This is a genomic window from Kosakonia sp. S42 (assembly GCF_016624785.1).
GTDB lineage: Bacteria > Pseudomonadota > Gammaproteobacteria > Enterobacterales > Enterobacteriaceae > Kosakonia > Kosakonia cowanii.
The window spans coordinates 313,061-336,594 of the sequence record NZ_JACVTW010000003.1 but is presented as its reverse complement, the minus strand read 5'-3'; the positions used below and the strand labels follow the sequence as shown (position 1 = coordinate 336,594).

The following is a 23,534-nucleotide window of genomic DNA, read 5'->3' as shown; positions in this document are numbered from 1 at the left end:
GTAAACAGCAGGTATAAAAAAAGCCGCACCCAGGGTGCGGCTCATTATCGCGCTTTACACAGCGTTTCGCTATCAGGCGTAGCCGTAGCTCATCAGACGCTGGTAACGGCGGTTGCGCAGATCGTCTTTGCTCAGCCCTTCCAGATCGGCGAGATCTGCCAGCAGCTGCGCTTTCAGCGAAGCGGCAATCGCTTCCGGGTTGCGGTGCGCGCCACCCAGCGGTTCCGGAATGATAGAGTCGATCAGTTTCAGCTCTTTCAGACGCGGTGCGATGATGCCCATTGCATCGGCCGCCAGCGGTGCTTTGTCCGCGCTTTTCCACAGGATCGAGGCGCAACCTTCCGGGGAGATCACCGAGTAGGTGCTGTACTGCAGCATATTGACCTTGTCGCCAACGCCAATGGCCAGCGCGCCGCCGGAGCCGCCTTCGCCAATCACGGTGCAGATAACCGGCACGCTCAGGCGAGACATTTCACGCAGGTTGCGGGCAATCGCTTCAGACTGGCCGCGCTCTTCCGCGCCCACGCCCGGATACGCACCCGGCGTGTCGATGAAGGTGATGATCGGCATGTTAAAGCGTTCCGCCATCTCCATCAGACGCAGCGCTTTACGATACCCTTCCGGCGCTGGCATACCGAAGTTACGGCGAATCTTCTCTTTCGTTTCACGGCCTTTTTGATGACCAATGATCATCACCGGGCGACCATCCAGACGCGCGATGCCGCCAACGATAGCTTTATCGTCAGCATAGGCGCGGTCGCCGGCCAGCTCGTCAAATTCGTCGAACGCCAGGCGAACATAATCCAGGGTGTATGGACGCAGCGGATGGCGGGCTAACTGTGCAACCTGCCAGGCACCGAGATCGGCAAAGATTTTACGTGTCAGCTCTACGCTCTTTTCACGTAGACGATGCACCTCTTCGTCGATGTTAATATCCAGTTTTTCATCCTGACGGCCAACGGCGGTCAGAGAATCGATTTTCGCTTCCAGCTCAGCAATCGGCTGTTCGAAATCAAGGAAATTCAGACTCATAGTATTCCTGTATTAGTCAAACTCCAGTTCCACCTGCTCCGAACCAATGAGGCCACGCAGATCGTTAAGTAAACGATCGCTCGGAGAGACACGCCAGGTTGCGCCGAAGCGTAACCGCGCGCGCGCATCCGCCCTCTGGTAATAGAGATGTACTGGAATGGTTCCCGAACGGTGGGGTTCCAGAGACTGACGGAGTCGGTTTAAAAGCTGGTCATCAATTTGCCTGTCCGTCAGCGATATAGCAAGCCCGCGGGCATATTTTTCACGGGCCTCGTCAATGTCCATGACTTCACGGGCGGTCATTTTAAGCCCACCGCTGAAGTCATCAAAGCTGACCTGTCCGCTGACGATGAGTATGCGGTCTTTTTCCAGCAACTGCTGGTATTTATCCAGCGCGTCAGTGAACAACATCACTTCAAGACGCCCGGAACGGTCATCCAACGTACAGATGCCGATACGATTGCCGCGCTTGGTGACCATAACCCGCGCAGCAATGACGAGCCCGGCCGCCGTGGTGACCTTCCCACGTTCGGTCGGATGCATGTCTTTCAGCCTGTAGCCTCCGACATAGCGCTCTATCTCTTTTAAATACTGGTTGATCGGGTGTCCCGTCAGGTAAAGCCCCAACGTCTCCCGCTCGCCCTCAAGCTGAACCTGCTCCGGCCACGGCTGGCAGCTGGCGTAGGATTGCTCGATCTGCTCCGGCTCTTCCGCCAGCACGCCGAACATATCTGCCTGGCCGATCGCTTCCGCTTTCGCGTGCTGATCGGCCGCTTTCAGCGCATCGCCCAGCGAGTTCATCAGCGCCGCACGATGCGGGCCAAGGCGGTCGAACGCCCCGGACATAATCAGCTTTTCTAGCACCCGGCGATTGAGCTTTTTGATATCGGTACGCGCACAGAGATCGAACAGCTCGCGGAAGTAACCGCCGTTGTTACGCGCTTCGATAATCGCTTCGATCGGCCCTTCGCCCACGCCTTTGATCGCGCCGATACCGTAGACGATCTCACCGTCGTCGTTGACGTGGAAGTGGTAGAGCCCGGAGTTAATGTCCGGCGGCAGGATCTTCAGCCCCATGCGCCAGCACTCATCCACCAGCCCGACCACTTTCTCGGTGTTGTCCATATCGGCAGTCATTACCGCCGCCATAAACTCGGCCGGATAGTGCGCTTTCAGCCACAGGGTCTGGTAGGAAACCAAAGCATAGGCGGCGGAGTGCGATTTGTTAAATCCATACCCGGCGAATTTCTCCACCAGGTCGAAAATTTTTATCGCCAGTTCGCCATCGATGCCGTTTTTCTTCGCGCCATCTTCAAAAATGGAGCGCTGCTTGGCCATCTCTTCCGGCTTCTTCTTACCCATCGCACGACGCAGCATATCCGCGCCGCCGAGGGTATAACCGGAGAGCACCTGAGCAATCTGCATTACCTGTTCCTGATACAGGATAATGCCGTAGGTCGGCTCCAGCACCGGCTTCAGGCTCTCGTGCTGCCACTGCACGTCCGGGTAGGAGATCGCTTCGCGCCCGTGCTTACGGTCGATAAAGTTATCTACCATGCCCGACTGCAGCGGACCGGGGCGGAACAGCGCCACCAGTGCGATCATATCTTCGAAGCAGTCCGGCTGCAGACGCTTAATCAGATCCTTCATGCCGCGGGATTCAAGCTGGAAGACCGCCGTGGTCTCCGAGCGTTGCAGCATGTCGAAGCTCTTCTTGTCTTCAAGCGGGATGGCGGCGATATCCAGCGGCGGCTCGCCCTGCTTCTCGCGCCGGGCGTTGATCATCTCCAGCGCCCAGTTGATGATGGTGAGCGTACGCAGGCCGAGGAAGTCGAACTTCACCAGGCCCGCGTATTCCACATCGTTCTTATCAAACTGGGTAACCGGATGCTGCCCGGCTTCATCGCAGTAAAGCGGTGCAAAGTCGGTAATTTTAGTTGGCGCGATCACCACACCACCGGCGTGTTTACCGGCGTTACGCGTCACCCCTTCCAGCTTGCGCGCCATGTCGATCAGCGCCCGCACCTCTTCATCGGCTTCGTAGATCTCCGGCAGCTGCGGTTCCGCTTCAAACGCTTTTGCCAGCGTCATGCCCGGATCGGGCGGCACCAGCTTGGAGATACGGTCGACAAAGCCATAGGGGTGGCCCAGCACACGGCCAACGTCGCGGATAACCGCTTTCGCCGCCATGGTACCAAAGGTGATGATCTGCGACACCGCGTCGCGGCCATACATATCCGCCACGTGCTCGATCACCTGGTCACGTTTCTCCATGCAGAAGTCGACGTCGAAGTCGGGCATCGAGACACGTTCCGGGTTAAGGAAACGTTCGAACAGCAGGTCAAACTCCAGCGGGTCAAGATCGGTGATCTTCAGCGCATAGGCGACCAGCGACCCGGCACCGGAACCACGTCCAGGCCCAACGGGCACGCCGTTATCTTTCGACCACTGGATAAACTCCATAACGATCAGGAAGTAGCCCGGGAAGCCCATCTGGTTAATAACCTGGAGCTCAATGTCGAGGCGCTCGTCGTAAGGCGGGCGTTTCTCGGCGCGCACTGCCGGATCGGGGAAGAGGAATTCGAGTCGCTCTTCCAGCCCCTCTTTCGATTTCACAACCAGGAAATCTTCAGTGGTCATATCCCCGGTCGGGAACTGCGGCAGAAAGTACTCGCCGAGGCGCACGGTGACGTTACAGCGTTTTGCAATTTCGACGCTGTTTTCCAGCGCTTCCGGAATATCAGAGAAGAGTTCGCACATCTCCTCTTCGTTGCGCATATATTGCTGCGGCGAGTAGTTACGCGGGCGTTTGGGATCGTCGAGGGTAAAGCCGTCGTGGATGGCGACGCGAATTTCATGGGCGTCAAAGTCGCCCTCTTCGAGGAAGCGGACATCGTTGGTGGCGACAACCGGCACCCCCTGCGCTTCCGCCAGCGCGACCGCCGCGTGCAGGTAGTTCTCTTCGTCCTGACGACCGGTACGGATCAGCTCCAGATAGTAGCGATCCGGGAAATGGGTTTTATAGAAATCGAGGCACTGCTCGACCAGCGCGCTGTTACCGCGCAGCAGGCTTTTGCCGACGTCGCCCATGCGCGCGCCGGAGAGCAGGATCAGCCCTTCGTTAAGCTCAATCAGCCAGTCGCGATCGATATAGGGTCCCGCCGCGCCGTAGCCGCGCTGATAAGCGCGCGAAATCAGCAGCGTCAGGTTCTGGTAGCCGGTATTGTTGGCGGCGAGGACGGTAAGCTGCGTCAGCTCGTCACCAATCAGATCGCACTGCACGTGGAAGTCAGCGCCGACGATGGGCTTGATCCCGGCACCGTGCGCCGTTCCGTAGAACTTCACCAGACCGCAGAGGTTGGTGAAATCGGTGATCGCCAGCGCGGGCGAGCCAAGGGCGGCCGCCTTCTTCACCAGCGGCCCGGTTTTCGCCAGCCCGTCAATCATGGAGTAGTCGCTATGCACCCGCAGGTGTACGAAACGTGGTTCAGCCATTATTCAATTCCAGCCTGTAGTTTCACGTTCTTAAGAGTCAGGAGACGACGCCCAACGCGCGCCTGACCGGCGCAAAGCTGCGTCGGTGATGCTCGGTTGCGCCATACTCCGTCAGCTTTTCCAGATGAAAAGCCGTGGGATAGCCTTTATGTTGTGCAAAGCCATACTGCGGGAAGATCGCATCCAGCGCGGCCATTTCGGCATCGCGCGTGACTTTGGCGATAATCGACGCCGCGCTGATTTCCGCCACGCGGCTGTCGCCTTTCACCACCGCCATGGATGGCATGGCAAGCGCCGGGCAACGGTTGCCGTCAATCAGCACATATTCCGGCTTGATAGCAAGCCCGGCGACAGCGCGCTGCATCGCCAGCATCGTGGCGTGCAGAATATTAAGCTCATCGATTTCGTGCGGCTCCGCGCGGCCGAGACTCCAGGCCAGCGCTTTCTCTTTAATCTCATCAAAGAGCGACAAACGGCGTTTTTCGGAGAGTTTTTTTGAGTCGTTGAGACCCACAATTGGCCGAGCGGGATCGAGGATCACCGCCGCCGTCACAACCGCGCCGACCAGCGGGCCGCGCCCTACTTCATCCACACCCGCAACAAGATGCGTGTGCGGATAAACAAACTCAATCATTTTGCTAACTCCAGTACCGCGTCCGCTGCCTGTTCATCGGCATTACAGCGGATGCGCTGATGCAGCTCGCGAAACAGATCATGCATTTCATGGCGGGTTTCACTGTTCGCCAGCAGCGGTTCCAGTGCGCTCGCCAACGCCTGCGGCTGGCACTCTTCCTGCAACAGCTCTTTAACCACTTCGCGCCCGGCGAGCAAGTTCGGCAGGGAAACATAGGGCGTTTTCACCAGCCGTTTCGCCAGCCAGAAGGTGAAGGGCTTCATACGATAGCCGACCACCATCGGGCATTTCGCCAGCATGCACTCCAGCGCCGCAGTGCCGGAGGCCAGCAGCGCGGCATCGGAGGCGATCATCGCTTCCCGCGCCTGGCCATCAAGCAGGTGCACCGTCAAATCAGGCGCGACTTCCGCTTTAATGCGCTCAAACTGCTCGCGGCGTTTCGCATTGACCAGCGGAACCACCACTTCCAGCTCCGGGTAGCGCTCACGCAGCAGCTGCGCGGTACGCAAAAAGTCGGCGCTGAGCATCTCGACTTCGGCACCACGGCTGCCGGGCAGCAGCGCCAGGCAGCGCGCCTGCGGGCTAATCCCCAGATGCGCGCGCGCCGCATTTTTATCGGGATCGAGCGGCATGGCATCGGCCATGGTGTGCCCGATAAAGCGGCATGGAACATTAAACCGGTCGTAAAACGCTTTTTCGAAAGGGAGAAACGCCAATACCAGATTGGTCGCTTTACCAATTTTGAAAACGCGCTTTTGTCGCCACGCCCAGACAGACGGGCTGACGTAGTGAATCGTTTTGATGCCGCGTTTTTTTAAATTACCCTCAAGGGTAATGTTAAAGTCCGGCGCATCAATCCCGACAAACACATCGGGTTGCAGCTCGCTGAATCGACGGGTCAAATCAGCGCGGATATGCAGCAGGCGACGCAGACGGCCAAGCACTTCGACGATCCCCATCACCGCCAGCTCTTCCATCTCATACCAGGCTTCACACCCTTCAGCCTGCATACGCGGGCCGGCAACGCCAACAAAACGGGCGTTGGGCACGCGCGCTCTCAGTGCGCGGATAAGACCGGCACCAAGAATATCGCCGGAGGTTTCTCCGGCGACAAGGGCTATCGTAAGCGGACGCTTGTCGACCATTAACGGATCAGGCCACGCGTCGAGCGCTCGAAGAACTGCATAAACGCATCAACTTCCGGGTGCTTCGCGGCAAGCTCGGCAATCTCCGGTTTTGCTTCGTCGAGCGTTTTACCGCTGCGATAGAGCAATTTGTACGCGTTACGGATAGCCACCAGCGCTTCGCGGCTGAAGCCACGGCGTTTCAGGCCTTCGATGTTCACGCCATACGGCGTGGCATGGTTGCCCTGAGCAATGACATAAGGCGGTACGTCCTGCGCGACGCCGGAGCAGCCGCCAACCATCACGTGCTCGCCAATAATGCAGAACTGGTGAACTGCCGTCATGCCACCGATGATCGCAAAATCACCGATTGTGACGTGGCCGCCCAGCGTTGCATTATTCGCGAGGATGCAGCGGTTACCGATAATGCAGTCATGCGCAACGTGCGAGTTGATCATCAGTAAGTTATCGCTGCCCACCTTCGTCAGTCCAGCGTCCTGTACTGTGCCACGATGGATGGTGACGCTTTCGCGAATGCGGTTGCGATCGCCAATTTCCACGCGGGTCGGTTCACCAGCATATTTCAGATCCTGGTTCACTTCACCGATGGAGGCGAACTGATAAATCTCGTTATCACGACCGATTTTGGTGTGGCCGTTAACAACAACCTGAGATTTCAGTACGGTCCCTTCGCCGATTTCGACGTGAGGTCCCACAATACAAAACGGGCCAATATGAACGTTGGCGCCAATGACGGCACCCTCTTCAACAATGGCGGTAGGATGAATAAAGGCGGTTTTATCAATCACGTATCAGGCCTCCCGGCTACGTGCACACATCATAGTAGCTTCACAAACAACTTTACCGTCAACCATAGCAACCCCTTTAAAGCGGGTCACGCCACGGCGCGTTTTCTCGAAAGTGACTTCCATGATCATCTGGTCGCCAGGCACAACGGGGCGCTTGAAGCGCGCTTCGTCGATACCGGCGAAGTAGTACAGCTCACCCGGTTCCAGTTTACCGACGCTTTTAAACGCCAGAATACCGGTTGCCTGCGCCATTGCTTCGAGGATCAGCACGCCCGGGAAAATCGGTTTGCCAGGGAAGTGGCCCTGGAAAAACGGTTCGTTTACCGTAACATTTTTGACTGCGCGCAGAAAACGACCCTCTTCAAAATCCAGCACACGATCTACCAGTAAGAACGGGTAGCGGTGCGGCAGAAGCTCCAGGATCTCTTCAATGTGCAGAGTATGAGTGTCAGTAGTCAAAATACTCTTCCTGTCTAAATATACAAAAAAGCAATAATAACACGGCCCGCGACATTCCTGAGAATGCCAACAGGCCGGGGAGTATATACACTTTATGCGTCGAGTTGCAGAGGCGTTTTGTCGCTTTTTCTGTTAACCCGAACGCTTTTGTGTACAAGCGTCAGGTGAATGAATTAGTCGTCTTGTTGATTTATCTTGCGTTCGACAGCTTTCAAACGCTTACTCATCTCGTCGATATTCATCACCAGGGCTGCGGTTTTTCGCCACGTTTTATTGGGTTGTAACGGAATGCCGGAAGAATAAATGCCTGGCTCAGTGATAGGACGCATCACCATACCCATCCCCGTTACCGTAACCTTGTCGCAAATTTCCATATGCCCGTTGATTACGCTGGCTCCGCCAATCATGCAGTAACGGCCAATTTTCAGGCTGCCTGCCATGATGACGCCACCGGCAACGGCGGTATTGTCGCCAATCACAACGTTATGTGCAATCTGACACTGGTTATCGATAATTACGCCGTTACCGATACGGGTGTCATCAAGCGCGCCGCGGTCGATGGTGGTACATGCGCCAATCTCGACATTGTTGCCGATGATTACGCGACCAAGTTGCGGGATTTTCACCCAATTTCCGCGATCGTTAGCATAACCAAAGCCATCCGAACCTATTACCGTCCCCGATTGAACCAGGCAGTTCTCACCGATCTCAATCTCATGGTAAATAGATACGTTGGCCCAAAGACGCGATCCTGCGCCAATTTTCGTATTTTTCCCCACGAAGCAGCCAGGGCCGATCACGACGTTGTCGCCGAGGGTCACCCCGGATTCAATCACCGCATTCGCGCCGATAGAGACATTGCTGCCCAGCGTCGCGGTCGGATCGATAACGGCGCCAGGCGCGATGTTCTGCGCAGGCTGCGGCGTGGTATCAAGAATTTGTGCCATACGCGCGTAGGTCAGATAAGGGTTCTTCACGACCAGTGCGGCGCTGTGGGCAAAAGGAAGATCGTCCTGCGTCATTACAACGGCAGAGGCCTGGCATGCGGCCAGGTGTTCACGGTATTTAGGATTTACCATGAAAGTGATATGACCTGCTTCGGCAGATTGCATGGACGCAACGCCGGTGATGACGATATCGCCATCACCGTGTAATTCTGCATCCAACTGCTGAGCTAAATCAGCGAGTCGAATTGAAGGCATTACTTATTTAACCTGTTTCAGTACATCAGCGGTGATGTCTTTTACATCATTGCTGTTGTAAATAACGGCATTGGCAGGGATAACCAGATCCACACCCTGATCGGCAGCGACTTTCTTCACTGCGGACTGGATGCGGGTGACCAGCTTGCCGCGCTCTTCGTTAGAGCGGCGGGCCTGATCCTGCTCAAAAGCCTGCGCTTTCTGAGCGAATGCCTGGCGACCGGAAGTGATATCTTTTTCCAGTTTGCTGCGCTCGCTCGCTTTCATGGTAGAACCGTCGCGCTGCAAACGCTGTGCTTTTGCTTGCAGGTCGGACTCCATGCTCTGCAGTTCGTTGGCACGGCCGCCGAATTCGTTTTTCATGGTCTGAGAAACGCCGGAAGTCTGTGCGACCTGCTGTAACAGGTTACCCATATCAACAATCGCAATTTTGTCAGCAGCTTGAGCCGACGCGGCCATTGCCAGACTTAAACCTGCAGCTAATAACAACTTTTTCACAATTAACTCCTTACCATCCCGTTTGTACCCGGAGGTACAGCTCTTTGCGAGGCTGGGCTTCTTCGAAGCCGCAGCCATCACTACACTGCTTGCGCATTCCTTTGCAGTGCGGCGTTACCAGGTTTTACCGATGTTAAACTGGAACTGCTCCGCTTTGTCTCCATCGTACTTTTTAAACGGCTGGGCGTAGGAGAAGACCAACGGCCCCAATGGGGACATCCATTGTAATGCGATACCGGCAGACATGCGGATATTGCTCGGATCGCTATAATCCGGAATACCCAGCGCTTTCATCTCCGCGGTATTTTGCCAGTTCGTATCCCATACGCTGCCCGCATCCCAGAAGAAGGAGGTACGTACAGAGTTAGCATACTTCTCGCTGATAAACGGCGTTGGCGTGATCAGCTCGGCGCTGACAACACCCATTGCGTTACCGCCCACCGCATCGTCAGACTTACAGAATTTCGACGTGGTAGTGTTACAGTTTTCCAGACCGCTGCCGCCGTAGTAGACCGCTTTCGGACCAATGTTATTGGACTGGAAGCCGCGCACGGTGCTGGAACCACCTGCATAGAAGTTCTCATAGAACGGCATTTCTTTGCTACCGATACCGTCGCCATAGCCCCAACGTGTACGACCCAGAACCACCCATTTGTGATCCTCGTCAATCGGGAAGTAGGACGCGGTATCGACAGTGACTTTGTAGAACTCGTTATCGGAGCCCGGAATCGTCACTTTACCGTTCAGGTTGACGCGTGAACCTTTCGTCGGGAAGTAACCGCGGTCAAGGTTGTTATACGTCCAGCCATAGTTGAAGGTGAAATCATCCGCCGAGTAGCCGTTGCTGTCATCCCTGGTGCTGGCATTCTGCCCCACGGAGTCGAGATAACGCCACATGGCGATCTGCGGCTGCATCTTCGACAGGCTGTTGTGCACGTAGCCTAAGCCGGTGCGCAGCGTGTTGTATTCGTTGATCGGGAACCCGAGCGTGCCATCCAGACCATAACTTTTGTTGGTGTAGGATGAGAGGTCCGCGTCGTCCGCTTTAAAGTCGTTGTAGAACAGACGACCGCCGAGGCTCACGCCATCAACCGTGAAGTACGGGTTGGTAACCGAGAGTTCCGAGTAGGTCTGGTAGTCGTTCTTGGTGCCGCTGATGCCGACAGAGTAACCGGTACCTAACCAGTTATCCTGCTGCACGCCGACCTGGAAGCTAACGCCGCTCTCCGTGCCGTAACCGACACCAAAGTTGAAGCTACCGGTGTTACGCTCTTTAACTTTGTAGACCACATCAACCTGGTCCGGGCTGCCCGGAACACGCTGCGTTTCGCTATCGACGGTTTCAAAGTAGCCGAGACGGTTCAGACGCTCTTTACCCTGATCGACCAGATCGCTGCCGAGCCATGCCCCTTCCATCTGGCGCATTTCGCGACGCAGAACGGTATCTTTCGAGGTGTCATTGCCTTCAAAGCGGATCTTACGCACGTAGAAACGGTTACCCGCATCGACGTTGATATGCAGCTTAACGGTCTTATCGGCGTCATTAATCTCAGGCTGAGACTGTACGCGCGGATAGGCATAACCATAGCGACCCAGAAGCTTTTTAATATCGTCTTCCATTTTGGTCACTTTGGTGCCGTTGTAGAGCTCGCCCGGCTGAATTTTGGTCAGGCCTTCAATTTCCGCTGAGTGGCCCGCCAGATTGCCGGCAACCTGCACGCCAGAAAGCTTGTACTGATCGCCTTCGGTGACGTTAACGGTAATGTAGATGCCTTTTTTGTCCGGCGTCAGGCTAACCTGCGTCGAATCAATGTTGAAACGGGCATAACCGCGATCCAGGTAGTAGCTGCGCAGGGTTTCAAGATCGCCCGCCAGCTTCTGCTTCTGGTATTTACGATCGCCAACCACGTTCCACCATGGCACTTCATCGCGCAGCTGGAAGTTAGAGATCAGCTGTTCGGTCGAAAACGCGTGGTTACCGACGATGTTGATCTGCTGGATCTGCGCGGAGACCCCCTCCTGGAAGACCAGCTTAAGATCGACGCGGTTACGCGGCAGCGGCGTGACGACAGCTTTTACGCTGGCGCTGTATTTACCGACGCTGTAGTAGAAATCTTCCAGCCCTTTTTCAATATCAGAGAGGGTGGTGCGATCCAGTGATTCGCCAACACGCACGCCAGAAGCCTCAAGGTTCTGTTTCAGCATGTCATCTTTTACCGACTTGTTGCCGGAGAAGGTGATGCTGGCGATTGTCGGGCGTTCTTTCACCTGAACGAGAAGGGTATCGCCATCACGCAGGACACGAACATCCTCAAAGTTGCCAGTGGCAAACAGTGCGCGAATGGTGTTACTGATGTCTTCATCATTCACCGTATCGCCTGGACGTACTGGCATACTGAGGAGGGCCGCACCAACGGCGACACGCTGTAGGCCTTCGAAATGAATATCCTTCACTACGAACCCCTCAGCACCGTATACGGTGGCGCTGCTAAACAGCAGCGACGCTATGAGCAACTTTTTCATCGCCATCGTTATTATGCGTTCTTCCTAACAAACTCTCTTACAAGCGAGAGAAATCATTGAAAAGTGCAAGCCCCATTAACAACACCAGCAAAATAGAGCCAATGCGATAACTAAAGTCTTGAACTCGCTCGGATACCGGTCCGCCTTTCAGCTTCTCAATCGCTAAAAACAGCAGATGTCCGCCGTCTAAAACGGGGAGCGGGAACAGGTTGATAATGCCTAAGTTCACGCTTATCAAAGCGAGGAACATCAGGTAGTAAATCAACCCGAACTCTGCTGACATCCCAGCCCCCTGGGCGATAGAGATCGGCCCACTGAGGTTGTTCAGTTTTACATCACCGGTGATCAATTTCCCCAACATACTGACCGTCAGCTTCATCAACTGCCAGGTTTTACCCGTGGCTTCGGCGATGGCGCTGAAAGGCCCGTACTGGCGTACTGTCTTATATTCATCCGGCAGCGGGATAATTTTGGGCACCACGCCCGCAAAACCCTCTGCCTTGTTACCGGGTTTTGTATCCGGTACCAGTGTGACGGACAAGGGAGTCCCCTGCCTGTCCACGTCTAACGCTAACGCCTTACCGGGGTTGTCCCGCACCAGCGTGACAAAGGTGGTCCACTGCGTTAACTGCTGACCCTCGACTTTAACGATCCTGTCGCCTGCTTGCAAACCTGCTTTGCTGGCGGCGGAACCGCTCTGGACTTCAGCGAGCACCGGTTCCAGCTGCGCGGAGCGCGGCCGAATCCCCAGCGACATCACCGGATCGTCCTTATCAGGCGCAAAGGTCCAGTGGCGCAGGTCCAGCACTTTATCCTGTCGATTGTTACTGCCGAAAGGTGCCACGCTGACGGTCGTCTGACTGTCACCGATTTTTGACACCAGCTGTAAGCGCACTGCATCCCAATCAGGCGTTTCGATACCGTCAATGGCTTTAAGTTCCGTGCCGGGTGCAATTTGCGCGCTTGCAGCGATAGAGTTGGGCGTTATTTCACCAATTACCGGGCGAACGCCAGGGACGCCGATGATAAACACCAGCCAGTAGGCGAAGATAGCGAAGATGAAGTTGGCGATGGGACCCGCCGCGATCACTGCGGCGCGCTGGCCAACGGTTTTGTTGTTAAACGCGAAGTGGCGCATCTCCGGGGCGACCGGCTCGACGCGCTCATCGAGCATTTTGACGTAACCGCCCAGCGGGATCAGGGCGATAACAAATTCGGTGCCCTGCTTATCGAAGCGGCGCCAGAGCGCTTTACCAAAACCAATGGAGAAGCGCTCGACGCGGACGCCGCAGCGGCGAGCAACCCAGAAATGGCCAAATTCATGCACCGTGATCAAAACACCAAGCGCAATAATGAACGCCGCCAGATTCCAGAGAATGCTCAGCATAAAACCTTCCGTCAAATCGTCCTGAAAACCAGCAGTAACAGACAGGCAAATACGGGAACCGCCGCCGTCAGGCTGTCAATGCGATCCAGTATACCGCCGTGGCCTGGAATAAGATGACCACTATCTTTAATGCCGGCTTCACGCTTGAACATGCTCTCGGTTAAATCGCCCAGCACCGAAGCAAGCGCGGCCACCACAGAGCAGATCAGCAGCGTTGAGTGCGCCACTTCGAGGTTGGCCCATGCGCCGTAGCCCCATGAGATGATCCCTGCGGTCAGCAACCCGCCGAGGAAACCCTGCCAGGTTTTACCGGGCGATACCTTCGGTGCCAGCTTATGTTTGCCAAACAGTTTGCCAAACATATAAGCACCCGAGTCCGCGCCCCAGACAAGGATCATGACGTAGAGCAACCAGATTGCGCCGCTGTAGGGGTTGACCTCATAGTGCCAGACCCGCAGCGCCAGCATGCCCCAGAAGAAGGGAATGATGGTGAGAACGCCAAACAGCAGGCGCAGCGCTTTAGAGTTGCGCCACAGCGCCGCAGAGGCCGGATAACCCAGCACCAGCCCCAATGCCGCCAGCCACCACACCAGAGAGGCCCAAAGCGAGCCTTCAACCAGCGGCTGGTGAACGTTGTGATGATACTCCGGCAGCGTAAACAGCATCAGCGCTAACAGCAGCCCACAGAGCACCGCCAGCCACACGCGCTGCGTGCGCGAGGTTAAGCCGCTCAGCTGACCCCATTCCCATGCGGCGAGCATGCAGACGGCGAGAGTGATAATCGCAAATCCCACCGGTGGCAGCAAAAAAAGCGCCGCGATAACAATGGGTATCAATACAAACGCAGAAATCAGGCGATACTTCAGCAAAAGCAACCCCCATCAGGCTTTGTCGCCACCAGGCTCGGTACCACCGAAACGACGCTCTCGATTAGCAAAGGCATTCAGCGCACCTTCAAAGTCTTGTTCATCAAAATCAGGCCAAAGAACATCAGTAAAGTAAAGTTCGGCATAGGCAATTTGCCAAAGTAAAAAATTACTTATGCGATGTTCGCCGCCCGTCCTAATCACTAAATCAACGGGAGCCAGCTCATGCATGCAGACTTGCTTGTTCAGCGTCTCTTCATCTATTTCGTCCGGGCGCAACAGCCCTTCCTGCACTTGCTCAGCTAAATGCCGAACTCCCTGAACGATATCCCAACGCCCACCGTAGTTGGCGGCGATATTTAACGTTAGCCCGCTGTTCTGGGCGGTTAACGCTTCCGCTTTGCGGATTCGCTCCTGCAAACGCGCATTAAACCGGCTGGTATCGCCAATAATGCGTAAACGAACATTATGGCGGTGCAGGCTTTTCACTTCGCTATCCAGCGCCCACACAAACAGTTCCATCAGCGCGCTCACTTCCTGCGCCGGACGGTTCCAGTTTTCGCTACTAAAAGCATACAGCGTCAGCGCGTCGATACCATTGTTGGCGGCAAAAGAGACTGCGCGGCGAACGGATTTCGCTCCCGCTCTGTGTCCAAAGGCACGGAGTTTCCCCTGCCTTTTTGCCCAGCGACCATTGCCATCCATAATTATCGCTACATGGCGGCAGCCATGCGTTGGCAAATTTTCGCTTATCGGTTGGTTAGCAGACAACATAACGCGTTTTAGTCCCTGAAAAGGATTTAGCGGTACTCAGGAATACAAAAGCCTTCACACAAAAAAGCCGCGCAAACCACGGCTTACACAATTCGCCATAATAAAAAGCGGCAATTTTGTGGCGCAGACTATATCACTGAAGCCCTACGCTAACAAATAGCACCGTCACTCCGGACAGCATTATCACTAGCTTGCGAAGCGCATCACTTGTTTTTGCGCAATCTCTCGTGCCAGTACATCGACGGCCAGAACGTCATCAATACTCTGCGGTTCACGTAAATCCATCTGTTCCAGCACAGAGAGATTGAGAGCGGCAATATCAGTGAAACGAATAGCGGATGCCAGGAAAGCCGAAACGGCCACTTCATTCGCTGCATTTAGCGCGGTTGTCGCCGCCTGACCCTCGCTGGAGGCGTCAATCGCCAGCTTCAGACAGGGATAACGATCGAAATCGGGGGCGGCAAAAGTCAATGCGCTCAGCTTGCAGAAATCAAGGGCGTTGACACCTGACGACACACGCTCCGGCCAGGCCATCGTGTGTGCGATGGGTGTTCGCATATCCGGTTCACCCAACTGCGCCAACACACTGCCATCCTGATAACGCACCATGGAGTGGATCACCGATTGCGGGTGAATCAGCACTTCCATCTGGCGGGCAGCGGCATTAAATAACCAGCGTGCTTCAATGTATTCCAGACCTTTATTCATCATGGTGGCGGAATCAACGGAGATTTTACGCCCCATCGACCAGTTCGGATGGCGACAAGCCTGATCCGGCGTCATTAGCGCCAGATCCGCCATCGGCGTCTCCCGGAATGGGCCACCAGACCCGGTAAGCAGAATAGACGATACGCCATTCTGTTCGAGATCAGCGTACCCCAGGTTATGCTGGATTGGTTCCGGCAAACTCTGAAAAATCGCATTATGCTCGCTGTCGACCGGCAGCAGCTGCGCCCTGCTCTCTTTCACCGCCTCCATAAACAGGCGGCCACAGGTAACAAGCGACTCTTTATTGGCAAGCAGTACGCTTTTACCGGCACGAATAGCGGCAAGCGTTGGCAATAATCCGGCCGCGCCGACGATAGCGGCCATCACCTGATCGACCTCATCAAGCGCCGCCATCTCACAGGCGGCCTGCTGGCCGCTCAGCACTTCCGTACGGCTGCCATGCTCGCTCAGGGTGCGCTGTAGCTGCTGCGCGCTGTCAGCGTCATCCATCACCGCATAGCGCGGAGAGAATTCGAGGCACTGCTCCACCATGCGCGCGACATTTTTTCCCGCGACCAGCGCGGTGACGGTGAAACGATCGGGATTATGACGAACCACAGCAAGCGTGCTGCAACCTATGGAACCCGTTGAGCCCAGAAGAGTTAAATGCTTCATGAAACGCTCGCAACGTTGCAAGGGGGGAAAGCAAAAACGCCGTCAGCAAGCCGCTTGCACGGCTCTCTGGACGGCGTTTTAGTCGGTTTGTATCGAATCAGAACTGCATCAGTTCCGCTTCTTTGTCCGCCAGCGCCGCGTCAACTTTCTTGATCGCAGCGTCGGTCAGCTTCTGCACGTCATCCTGAGAACGGCGGTCATCATCTTCGCTGATCTCTTTGTCTTTCAGCAGTGCTTTCACTTTATCGTTAGCATCACGGCGCACGTTGCGCACGGCAACACGGGCCTGCTCAGCTTCACCGCGCACCACTTTGATCAGATCTTTACGGCGCTCTTCGGTCAGTGCCGGCAGCGGAACGCGAATATCGCTGCCCGCAGAGCTTGGGTTCAGACCCAGATCGGAGGTGAGGATCGCTTTTTCAACGGCCGGGCTCATCGAGCGATCGAAGACGTTGATTTTAAGAGTACGGGAGTCTTCTACCGTTACGCTGGCCAGCTGACGCAGCGGCGTCGGCGTACCGTAATATTCCACAACGATGCCGTCCAGCAGGCTCGGAGAAGCGCGGCCGGTACGGACTTTGCTGATTTGGGTTTTGAAGGATTCTACGCATTTTTCCATGCGTACTTCAGCATCTTTTCTGATATCGCTAATCACGTTACGGATCCTTGAAATCTTGTCGCAGACAGGCCATACGGCGGTTGTGCTAAGTATAGCCTTGTTCCCATGATGGCATCGTAAAGATGCCGGAACGTTCTGCTGGATAAATTAAAGCGGAATCTTACCTTTATTTATTGCTTACGGGAATTATTCCGTAATCAATGTGCCCTCTTTTTCGCCCATTACCACGCGGCGCAGCGCGCCTGGTTTGTTCATATTGAACACGCGAATCGGTAATTTATGGTCGCGGGCCAGGGTAAAGGCGGCCAGATCCATCACTTTCAGCTCTTTCTCAAGCACTTCAGTATAGGAGAGGCGCTCGCAGAGGGTTGCGGTAGGATCCAGCACCGGATCGGCGGTATAGACGCCGTCCACTTTGGTCGCTTTCAGCACCACATCGGCTTCGATTTCGATACCGCGCAGGCAGGCTGCGGAGTCGGTGGTGAAGAACGGGTTACCGGTACCGGCGCTGAAAATCACTACGCGGTTATTACGCAGCAGGCTGATTGCTTCAGCCCAGCTGTAGTTGTCACACACGCCGTTTAACGGGAATGCGGACATCAGGCGCGCGTTCACATAGGCACGATGCAGAGCATCACGCATTGCCAGGCCGTTCATCACTGTTGCCAGCATACCCATGTGATCGCCCACAACACGGTTCATCCCCGCTTTCGCCAGGCCCGCACCACGGAACAGGTTACCCCCGCCAATGACTACGCCAACCTGAATACCCAGTTCAACCAGTTCTTTAATTTCCTGCGCCATACGGTCAAGAATGCTTGCGTCGATACCGAAACCTTCAGAGCCCTGAAGCGCCTCGCCACTCAGCTTAAGCAGAATGCGTTTGTAGATGGGTTTTGCATTGGTAGCCATGTTTCTTTCCTGAGACTGTGAACAATTAGACGGGTTTAATCTGGCGCTATGATACGTCGCCTGTCAGCGCTAACACTAGTGTGCTGGCTGTTTTTCAGATGAAGGACATAAAAAGAAGCCGCCCTCAGGCGGCTCCTTTTATTGATTAAGACTGCTTGGACATGGCAGCAACTTCTGCTGCGAAGTCAGTCTCAACTTTCTCGATGCCTTCGCCCACTTCGAAGCGGATGAAGCCAGTCACGTCAGCGTTGTGCTCTTTCAGCAGCTGGCCAACGGTTTTGCTCGGGTCCATAACGAAAGGCTGGCCGGTCAGAGAAACTTCGCCGGTGAATTTCTTCATGCGGCCTTCAACCATTTTCTCTGCGATCTCTTTCGGCTTGCCAGACTGCATGGCGATGTCCAGCTGAACCTGGTACTCTTTCTCAACCACTTCAGCAGACACGTCTTCCGGCTTAACGAATTCCGGCTTGCTTGCAGCAACGTGCATAGCCAGCTGCTTAACCAGCTCCTGATCGGCGCCTTTCGCCGCAACCAGAACACCGATACGCGCGCCGTGCTGGTAAGAGCCCAGAACTTCGCCTTCCAGAGAAGAGACGCGACGGATGTTGATGTTCTCACCGATTTTAGCAACCAGTGCAACGCGCTCTTCTTCGAACTGCGTTTTCAGAACTTCAACGTCGGTGATTTTGCCAGCAACAGCAGCGTCCAGAACTTTGTTAGCAAATGCCTGGAAACCAGCATCTTTAGCAACGAAGTCAGTCTGGCAGTTAACTTCCAGAATGATGCCGTAGGTGCCGTCGATTTTGGTGATGATCACGCCGTCAGCAGCAACGTTGCCCGCTTTTTTCGCCGCTTTGATCGCACCGGACTTACGCATGTTCTCGATTGCCAGCTCGATGTCGCCGCTTGCTTCGGTCAGCGCTTTTTTACAGTCCATCATGCCTGCGCCAGTACGTTCACGCAGCTCTTTTACCAGGGATGCGGTAATTTCAGCCATTCTTTAATCCTCGGGAGAGATATGACCTGCCCGGTTCCAGGAACCAAACAGGCTTGAAAGTGAAAAAGGGGGCCATAAACAGGCCCCCTAACCAAACTCGGTACTACCTGCTCAATAAGGGGCTCAGCGAGCGTGCCTTATTACTCAGCTTCTACGAAGCTTTCTTCCGCCTGAGTAGCCAGATCAGAAGAACGGCCTTCACGAACGGTAGCAGCAACGGCATTCAGGTACAGGCTAACAGCACGGATTGCATCGTCGTTACCCGGGATAACGAAGTCAACGCCGTCCGGATCGGAGTTGGTATCAACGATAGCAAATACCGGGATACCCAGGTTGTTTGCTTCTTTGATTGCGATGTGCTCGTGGTCAGCATCGATAACAAACAGTGCGTCCGGCAGGCCGCCCATGTCTTTGATACCGCCCAGGCTGTTTTCCAGCTTGTCCAGCTCACGAGTGCGCATCAGCGCTTCTTTCTTGGTCAGCTTGTCGAAGGTGCCGTCCTGAGACTGAGTTTCCAGGTCTTTCAGACGTTTGATGGACTGACGAACGGTTTTCCAGTTAGTCAGCATGCCGCCCAGCCAGCGATGGTTCACGAAGAACTGATCGCAATTCTGAGCTGCTTCTTTCACCGCTTCGCTTGCAGCGCGTTTAGTACCAACGATCAGGATCTTGCCTTTACGAGCAGAGATCTTGTTCAGCTCAGCCAGGGCTTCGTTGAACATCGGTACAGTCTTCTCAAGGTTGATGATGTGAACTTTGTTACGCGCGCCGAAGATGAAAGGCTTCATTTTCGGGTTCCAGTAACGGGTCTGGTGACCAAAGTGAACACCAGCCTTGAGCATGTCGCGCATGGAAACAGTTGCCATGATTAAAACCTCTATATAAAAGTTGGGGTTATGCCTCCACGTATCCCATATTACCGACCCCGAAGGGCACCCCGGAATATGTGCCGATACGTGTGTGTTATTACACAAAGTGAGATTTGTGGCTCCCATTCCAAAACAGGAACGGAAGTCCGGCGCGCTTTATATCACAAAAGCGAGCAGGACACCAATAGTTGTTACCGCAGCGTGCTGTTAACGATTCTCAATTTGGCACAACGCTTGCCCGACTGTTACCATTGACAACACTACTCCTGGTATAGTCGAAAAAATCGACACTGATGGACGCTTCTCATGGCTATCTCTATTAAAACACCCGAAGAAATTGAAAAAATGCGCGTTGCCGGCCGTCTCGCCGCCGAAGTGCTTGAAATGATCGAATCGCACATTAAACCCGGCGTCAGCACCGGCGAACTGGACCGCATCTGTAACGATTACATCGTTAATGAGCAACACGCCGTTTCGGCCTGCCTGGGCTACCACGGCTTCCCGAAATCGGTCTGTATCTCAATTAATGAAGTAGTTTGCCACGGCATCCCGGATGACGAAAAACTGCTGAAAGATGGCGATGTGGTCAATATCGACGTCACCGTCATTAAAGATGAGTATCACGGCGACACCTCAAAGATGTTTATCGTCGGTAAACCGACCATTCTTGGCGAGCGCCTCTGCCGCGTTACCCAGGATAGCCTCTACCTGGCACTGCGCATGGTAAAACCGGGTATTCGTCTGCGCACGCTCGGTGCAGCTATCCAGAAATATGTTGAAGGCGAAGGCTTCTCCGTGGTGCGCGAATATTGCGGTCACGGCATTGGTCGCGGCTTCCACGAAGAGCCGCAGGTGCTGCATTACGATGCTGATGACGGCGGCGTAGTGCTGAAAGCGGGCATGACCTTTACCATCGAGCCGATGGTAAATGCCGGTGATTACCGCATTCGTACCATGAAAGATGGCTGGACGGTGAAAACCAAAGATCGCAGCCTCTCTGCGCAGTATGAGCACACGATTGTTGTCACTGAAACCGGCTGTGAAATTCTCACGCTGCGTAAAGATGACACCATCGAGGCTGTGCTGACCGCCGCCTGATAGCGCCTCTCTGCCAGCCATAACGGTCCGCTTCGCGGGCCGTTTTTTTTGCCCGCTTCCCGGCCGGGTCATACATATAAACGACTTTTCATTTCCATCCATCTCTTTTACTTTGTTTTGCAGTGGATCCGCACGCCAACTGGGTGGCTAATCATGAGCAATATCTCTTCCGAACAATTTGTCAGCAGCGTTCAGCCCACCCTTCCCGGCCAGCCTGAACATCCCGGAGTGTGGCCCGCAGAGGAGCTGCACTGCGCCACCATCAAAGCGCGCATCGATGCTTTTCAGCAGTGGCTGGGGCAGGTGTTTGACGCCGGGATCTCGGCCGAGCAGTTAATTGAGGCGCGCACCGAATTTATCGATCAGCTGTTGCAGCGCTTGTGGCTGCAATATGGCTTTGGCGATGCAGGCGATACCGCGCTGGTGGCCGTTGGCGGCTATGGCCGCGGCGAACTGCATCCCTTATCCGATATCGATCTGCTGATCCTCAGCCGCAATAAGCTGCCGGATGAGCAGGCGCAAAAGATCGGCGAACTGCTGACCCTGCTGTGGGATGTGAAGCTGGAGGTGGGTCATAGCGTGCGCACGCTGGATGAGTGCCTGCAGGAGGGGTTATCGGATCTTACTGTCGCCACCAACCTTATCGAATCACGCCTGCTGGTCGGCGATGTCGCGCTATTTCTGGAACTGCAAAAACATATCTTCAGCGACAATTTCTGGCCGTCGGAGACCTTCTTCCCGGCGAAAGTGGTGGAGCAGAACGAGCGCCATCAGCGCTATCACGGTACCAGTTATAACCTCGAGCCCGATATTAAAAGCAGCCCCGGCGGCCTGCGCGATATTCACACCCTGCAGTGGGTCGCGCGCCGCCATTTTGGTGCCACCTCGCTTAATGAGATGGTCGGCTTCGGCTTTCTGACCGAAGCGGAACGCAACGAACTGAATGAGTGCCTGCATCTGCTATGGCGCATTCGCTTCGCCCTGCATCTGGAAGTGACGCGCTACGATAACCGTCTGCTATTCGACCGCCAGCTCAGCGTGGCGCAGCGTCTCAACTATGTCGGCGACGGCAATCAGCCCGTTGAGCATATGATGAAGGATTTCTTCCGCGTCACGCGCCGCGTGTCGGAACTCAACCATATGCTGTTGCAACTCTTCGACGAAGCGATTCTGGCCCTGACGCCAGACGAAAAACCGCGCCCGATCGATGACGAGTTCCAGCTGCGCGGCACGCTTATCGATCTGCGCGATGAGACGCTGTTTATCCGCGAGCCGCAGGCGATTTTACGCATGTTCGCGATTATGGTGCGTAACAGCGCCATTACCGGCATCTACTCCACCACCCTGCGTCACTTGCGCCATGCGCGCCGCCATTTAACCCAGCCGCTCTGCTACATTCCGGAAGCGCGCACCATCTTCCTCAGCATGCTGCGCCATCCGGGCGCGGTGAGCCGTGGATTATTGCCAATGCATCGCCACAGCGTGCTGTGGGCCTATATGCCGCAGTGGTCGCATATTGTCGGCCAGATGCAGTTCGACCTTTTTCACGCCTATACCGTCGATGAGCACACCATTCGCGTTTTGCTGAAGCTGGAGAGTTTTGCCAAAGAGGAGACGCGCAGCAAGCACCCGCTCTGCGTGGAACTCTGGCCGCGCCTGACGCACCCGGAGCTGATTCTGATTGCGGCGCTATTTCACGATATCGCCAAAGGGCGCGGCGGCGACCACTCGGTGCTGGGGGCGCAGGATGTGCTGAAGTTCGCTGAGCTTCACGGCCTGAACTCGCGGGAAACGCAGCTGGTCGCCTGGCTGGTGCGCCACCATCTGCTGATGTCGGTCACCGCGCAGCGCCGTGATATTCAGGACCCGGAAGTGATTAAGCAGTTTGCCGAAGAGGTGCAAACGGAGAATCGCCTGCGCTTCCTGGTCTGCCTGACGGTGGCGGATATCTGCGCGACCAACGAAACGTTGTGGAACAGCTGGAAGCAGAGCCTGTTGCGCGAACTCTACTTTGCGACGGAAAAACAGCTGCGCCGCGGGATGCAGAACACGCCGGATATGCGCGAGCGCGTGCGTCACCACCAGTTGCAGGCGCTGGCGCTGCTGCGCATGGACAATATTAATGAGGAGCGGCTGCACCAGATTTGGGCGCGCTGTCGCGCCAACTACTTTGTTCGCCACAGCCCAAACCAGCTCGCCTGGCACGCGCGGCATCTGCTGCAACACGATCTGACCAAGCCGCTGATCCTGTTAAGCCCGCAGGCGACGCGCGGCGGAACCGAGATCTTTATCTGGAGCCCGGATCGCCCCTATCTCTTTGCCGCCGTCTGCGCCGAGCTGGATCGCCGCAATCTCAGCGTCCATGACGCGCAGGTCTTTACCACCCGCGACGGCATGGCGATGGACACCTTTATTGTGCTGGAGCCGGACGGCAGCCCGCTCTCTGCCGATCGCCACGAGGCAATCTGTTTCGGGTTGAAGCAGGCGATCACCCAGCATACCTGGCAGCCGCCGCAGCCGCGTCGTCAACCGGCCAAGTTGCGCCACTTTACCGTCGATACCGAAGTGAATTTCCTGCCGACCCATACGGACAGAAAATCGTTCCTGGAGTTGATTGCGCTTGACCAGCCAGGGCTGCTGGCGCGGGTCGGGCAGATTTTTGCCGACCTTGGAATTTCGCTGCACGGCGCAAGAATTACAACCATTGGCGAGCGAGTAGAAGATTTATTCATAATCGCTACCGCTGACCGGCGTGGCCTTAATAATGCGCTGCAAAAGGAGGTACAACAACGGTTGACAGAGGCCCTCAATCCAAACGATAAAGGGTGATTATTTTTTTACACAAGATGGAAA

19 protein-coding genes are annotated in these 23,534 nt (G+C 55.4%); 2 read left to right on the top strand and 17 right to left on the bottom strand.

Annotated elements, in window-relative coordinates:
- Positions 1 to 72: 72 nt before the first annotated feature.
- The 17 genes from accA to rpsB all read right to left on the bottom strand — a co-directional run bounded on the left by accA (position 73) and on the right by rpsB (position 19,580).
- Entirely contained in the window at positions 73 to 1,032 is a 960-nt protein-coding gene (gene accA / locus IAE50_RS07145; protein WP_023480513.1) for an acetyl-CoA carboxylase carboxyl transferase subunit alpha, read from the bottom strand.
- A 12-nt stretch (positions 1,033 to 1,044) separates the two neighbouring features.
- Positions 1,045 to 4,527: a DNA polymerase III subunit alpha gene (gene dnaE, locus IAE50_RS07140; protein ID WP_094419397.1), complete on the bottom strand. Its 3,483-nt coding sequence runs from the start codon at positions 4,525 to 4,527 to the stop codon at positions 1,045 to 1,047.
- 37 nt (positions 4,528 to 4,564) lie between these two features.
- Positions 4,565 to 5,161, bottom strand: coding sequence for a ribonuclease HII (rnhB, locus tag IAE50_RS07135; protein WP_200579910.1), 597 nt, complete (start codon positions 5,159 to 5,161; stop codon positions 4,565 to 4,567).
- On the bottom strand, positions 5,158 to 6,306 hold the full coding sequence (lpxB, locus tag IAE50_RS07130; protein ID WP_200579909.1) for a lipid-A-disaccharide synthase: 1,149 nt from the start codon (positions 6,304 to 6,306) through the stop codon (positions 5,158 to 5,160). Before lpxB ends, rnhB begins: the two co-directional genes overlap by 4 nt.
- Entirely contained in the window at positions 6,306 to 7,094 is a 789-nt protein-coding gene (lpxA, locus tag IAE50_RS07125) for an acyl-ACP--UDP-N-acetylglucosamine O-acyltransferase (protein WP_200579908.1), read from the bottom strand. Before lpxA ends, lpxB begins: the two co-directional genes overlap by 1 nt.
- 3 nt (positions 7,095 to 7,097) lie before the next feature.
- Positions 7,098 to 7,553, bottom strand: coding sequence for a 3-hydroxyacyl-ACP dehydratase FabZ (gene fabZ / locus IAE50_RS07120; RefSeq protein ID WP_023480493.1), 456 nt, complete (start codon positions 7,551 to 7,553; stop codon positions 7,098 to 7,100).
- Between the two features lie 173 nt (positions 7,554 to 7,726).
- A complete protein-coding gene (gene lpxD, locus IAE50_RS07115; RefSeq protein WP_200134270.1) occupies positions 7,727 to 8,755 on the bottom strand; it encodes a UDP-3-O-(3-hydroxymyristoyl)glucosamine N-acyltransferase in 1,029 nt (342 codons plus the stop codon).
- A 3-nt stretch (positions 8,756 to 8,758) separates the two neighbouring features.
- The gene (gene skp / locus IAE50_RS07110; protein ID WP_023480303.1) at positions 8,759 to 9,253 is read right to left on the bottom strand and encodes a molecular chaperone Skp; all 495 of its coding nucleotides are present in this window, start codon (positions 9,251 to 9,253) and stop codon (positions 8,759 to 8,761) included.
- 114 nt (positions 9,254 to 9,367) lie between these two features.
- Positions 9,368 to 11,782: an outer membrane protein assembly factor BamA gene (gene bamA / locus IAE50_RS07105; RefSeq protein ID WP_200579907.1), complete on the bottom strand. Its 2,415-nt coding sequence runs from the start codon at positions 11,780 to 11,782 to the stop codon at positions 9,368 to 9,370.
- Positions 11,783 to 11,813: 31 nt separating this feature from the next.
- Positions 11,814 to 13,163 carry a sigma E protease regulator RseP gene (gene rseP / locus IAE50_RS07100; RefSeq protein WP_054802823.1) on the bottom strand — a complete coding sequence of 450 codons (1,350 nt, stop codon included), beginning with the start codon at positions 13,161 to 13,163 and terminating at the stop codon, positions 11,814 to 11,816.
- Between the two features lie 11 nt (positions 13,164 to 13,174).
- Complete coding sequence (cdsA, locus tag IAE50_RS07095) at positions 13,175 to 14,032, bottom strand: phosphatidate cytidylyltransferase (RefSeq protein WP_076768871.1); 858 nt, start codon at positions 14,030 to 14,032, stop codon at positions 13,175 to 13,177.
- 12 nt (positions 14,033 to 14,044) lie between these two features.
- A complete protein-coding gene (ispU, locus tag IAE50_RS07090) occupies positions 14,045 to 14,803 on the bottom strand; it encodes a (2E,6E)-farnesyl-diphosphate-specific ditrans,polycis-undecaprenyl-diphosphate synthase (protein ID WP_023480217.1) in 759 nt (252 codons plus the stop codon).
- Positions 14,804 to 14,989: 186 nt separating this feature from the next.
- On the bottom strand, positions 14,990 to 16,186 hold the full coding sequence (ispC, locus tag IAE50_RS07085) for a 1-deoxy-D-xylulose-5-phosphate reductoisomerase (protein WP_023480337.1): 1,197 nt from the start codon (positions 16,184 to 16,186) through the stop codon (positions 14,990 to 14,992).
- 97 nt (positions 16,187 to 16,283) lie between these two features.
- Complete coding sequence (gene frr / locus IAE50_RS07080) at positions 16,284 to 16,841, bottom strand: ribosome recycling factor (protein WP_023480286.1); 558 nt, start codon at positions 16,839 to 16,841, stop codon at positions 16,284 to 16,286.
- Positions 16,842 to 16,991: 150 nt separating this feature from the next.
- Positions 16,992 to 17,717 (bottom strand): UMP kinase, encoded by a 726-nt coding sequence (gene pyrH, locus IAE50_RS07075; RefSeq protein WP_094419393.1) that lies wholly within the window; start codon positions 17,715 to 17,717, stop codon positions 16,992 to 16,994.
- 145 nt (positions 17,718 to 17,862) lie between these two features.
- A complete protein-coding gene (gene tsf / locus IAE50_RS07070; protein ID WP_023480457.1) occupies positions 17,863 to 18,714 on the bottom strand; it encodes a translation elongation factor Ts in 852 nt (283 codons plus the stop codon).
- A 140-nt stretch (positions 18,715 to 18,854) separates the two neighbouring features.
- Entirely contained in the window at positions 18,855 to 19,580 is a 726-nt protein-coding gene (gene rpsB, locus IAE50_RS07065; protein WP_023480483.1) for a 30S ribosomal protein S2, read from the bottom strand.
- Between the two features lie 309 nt (positions 19,581 to 19,889).
- Here rpsB and map point away from each other — a divergent pair, with 309 nt between their 5' ends.
- Positions 19,890 to 20,681 carry a type I methionyl aminopeptidase gene (gene map / locus IAE50_RS07060; protein ID WP_200579906.1) on the top strand — a complete coding sequence of 264 codons (792 nt, stop codon included), beginning with the start codon at positions 19,890 to 19,892 and terminating at the stop codon, positions 20,679 to 20,681.
- 153 nt (positions 20,682 to 20,834) lie between these two features.
- The gene (gene glnD / locus IAE50_RS07055; RefSeq protein WP_042716715.1) at positions 20,835 to 23,510 is read left to right on the top strand and encodes a bifunctional uridylyltransferase/uridylyl-removing protein GlnD; all 2,676 of its coding nucleotides are present in this window, start codon (positions 20,835 to 20,837) and stop codon (positions 23,508 to 23,510) included.
- Positions 23,511 to 23,534 lie beyond the last annotated feature (24 nt).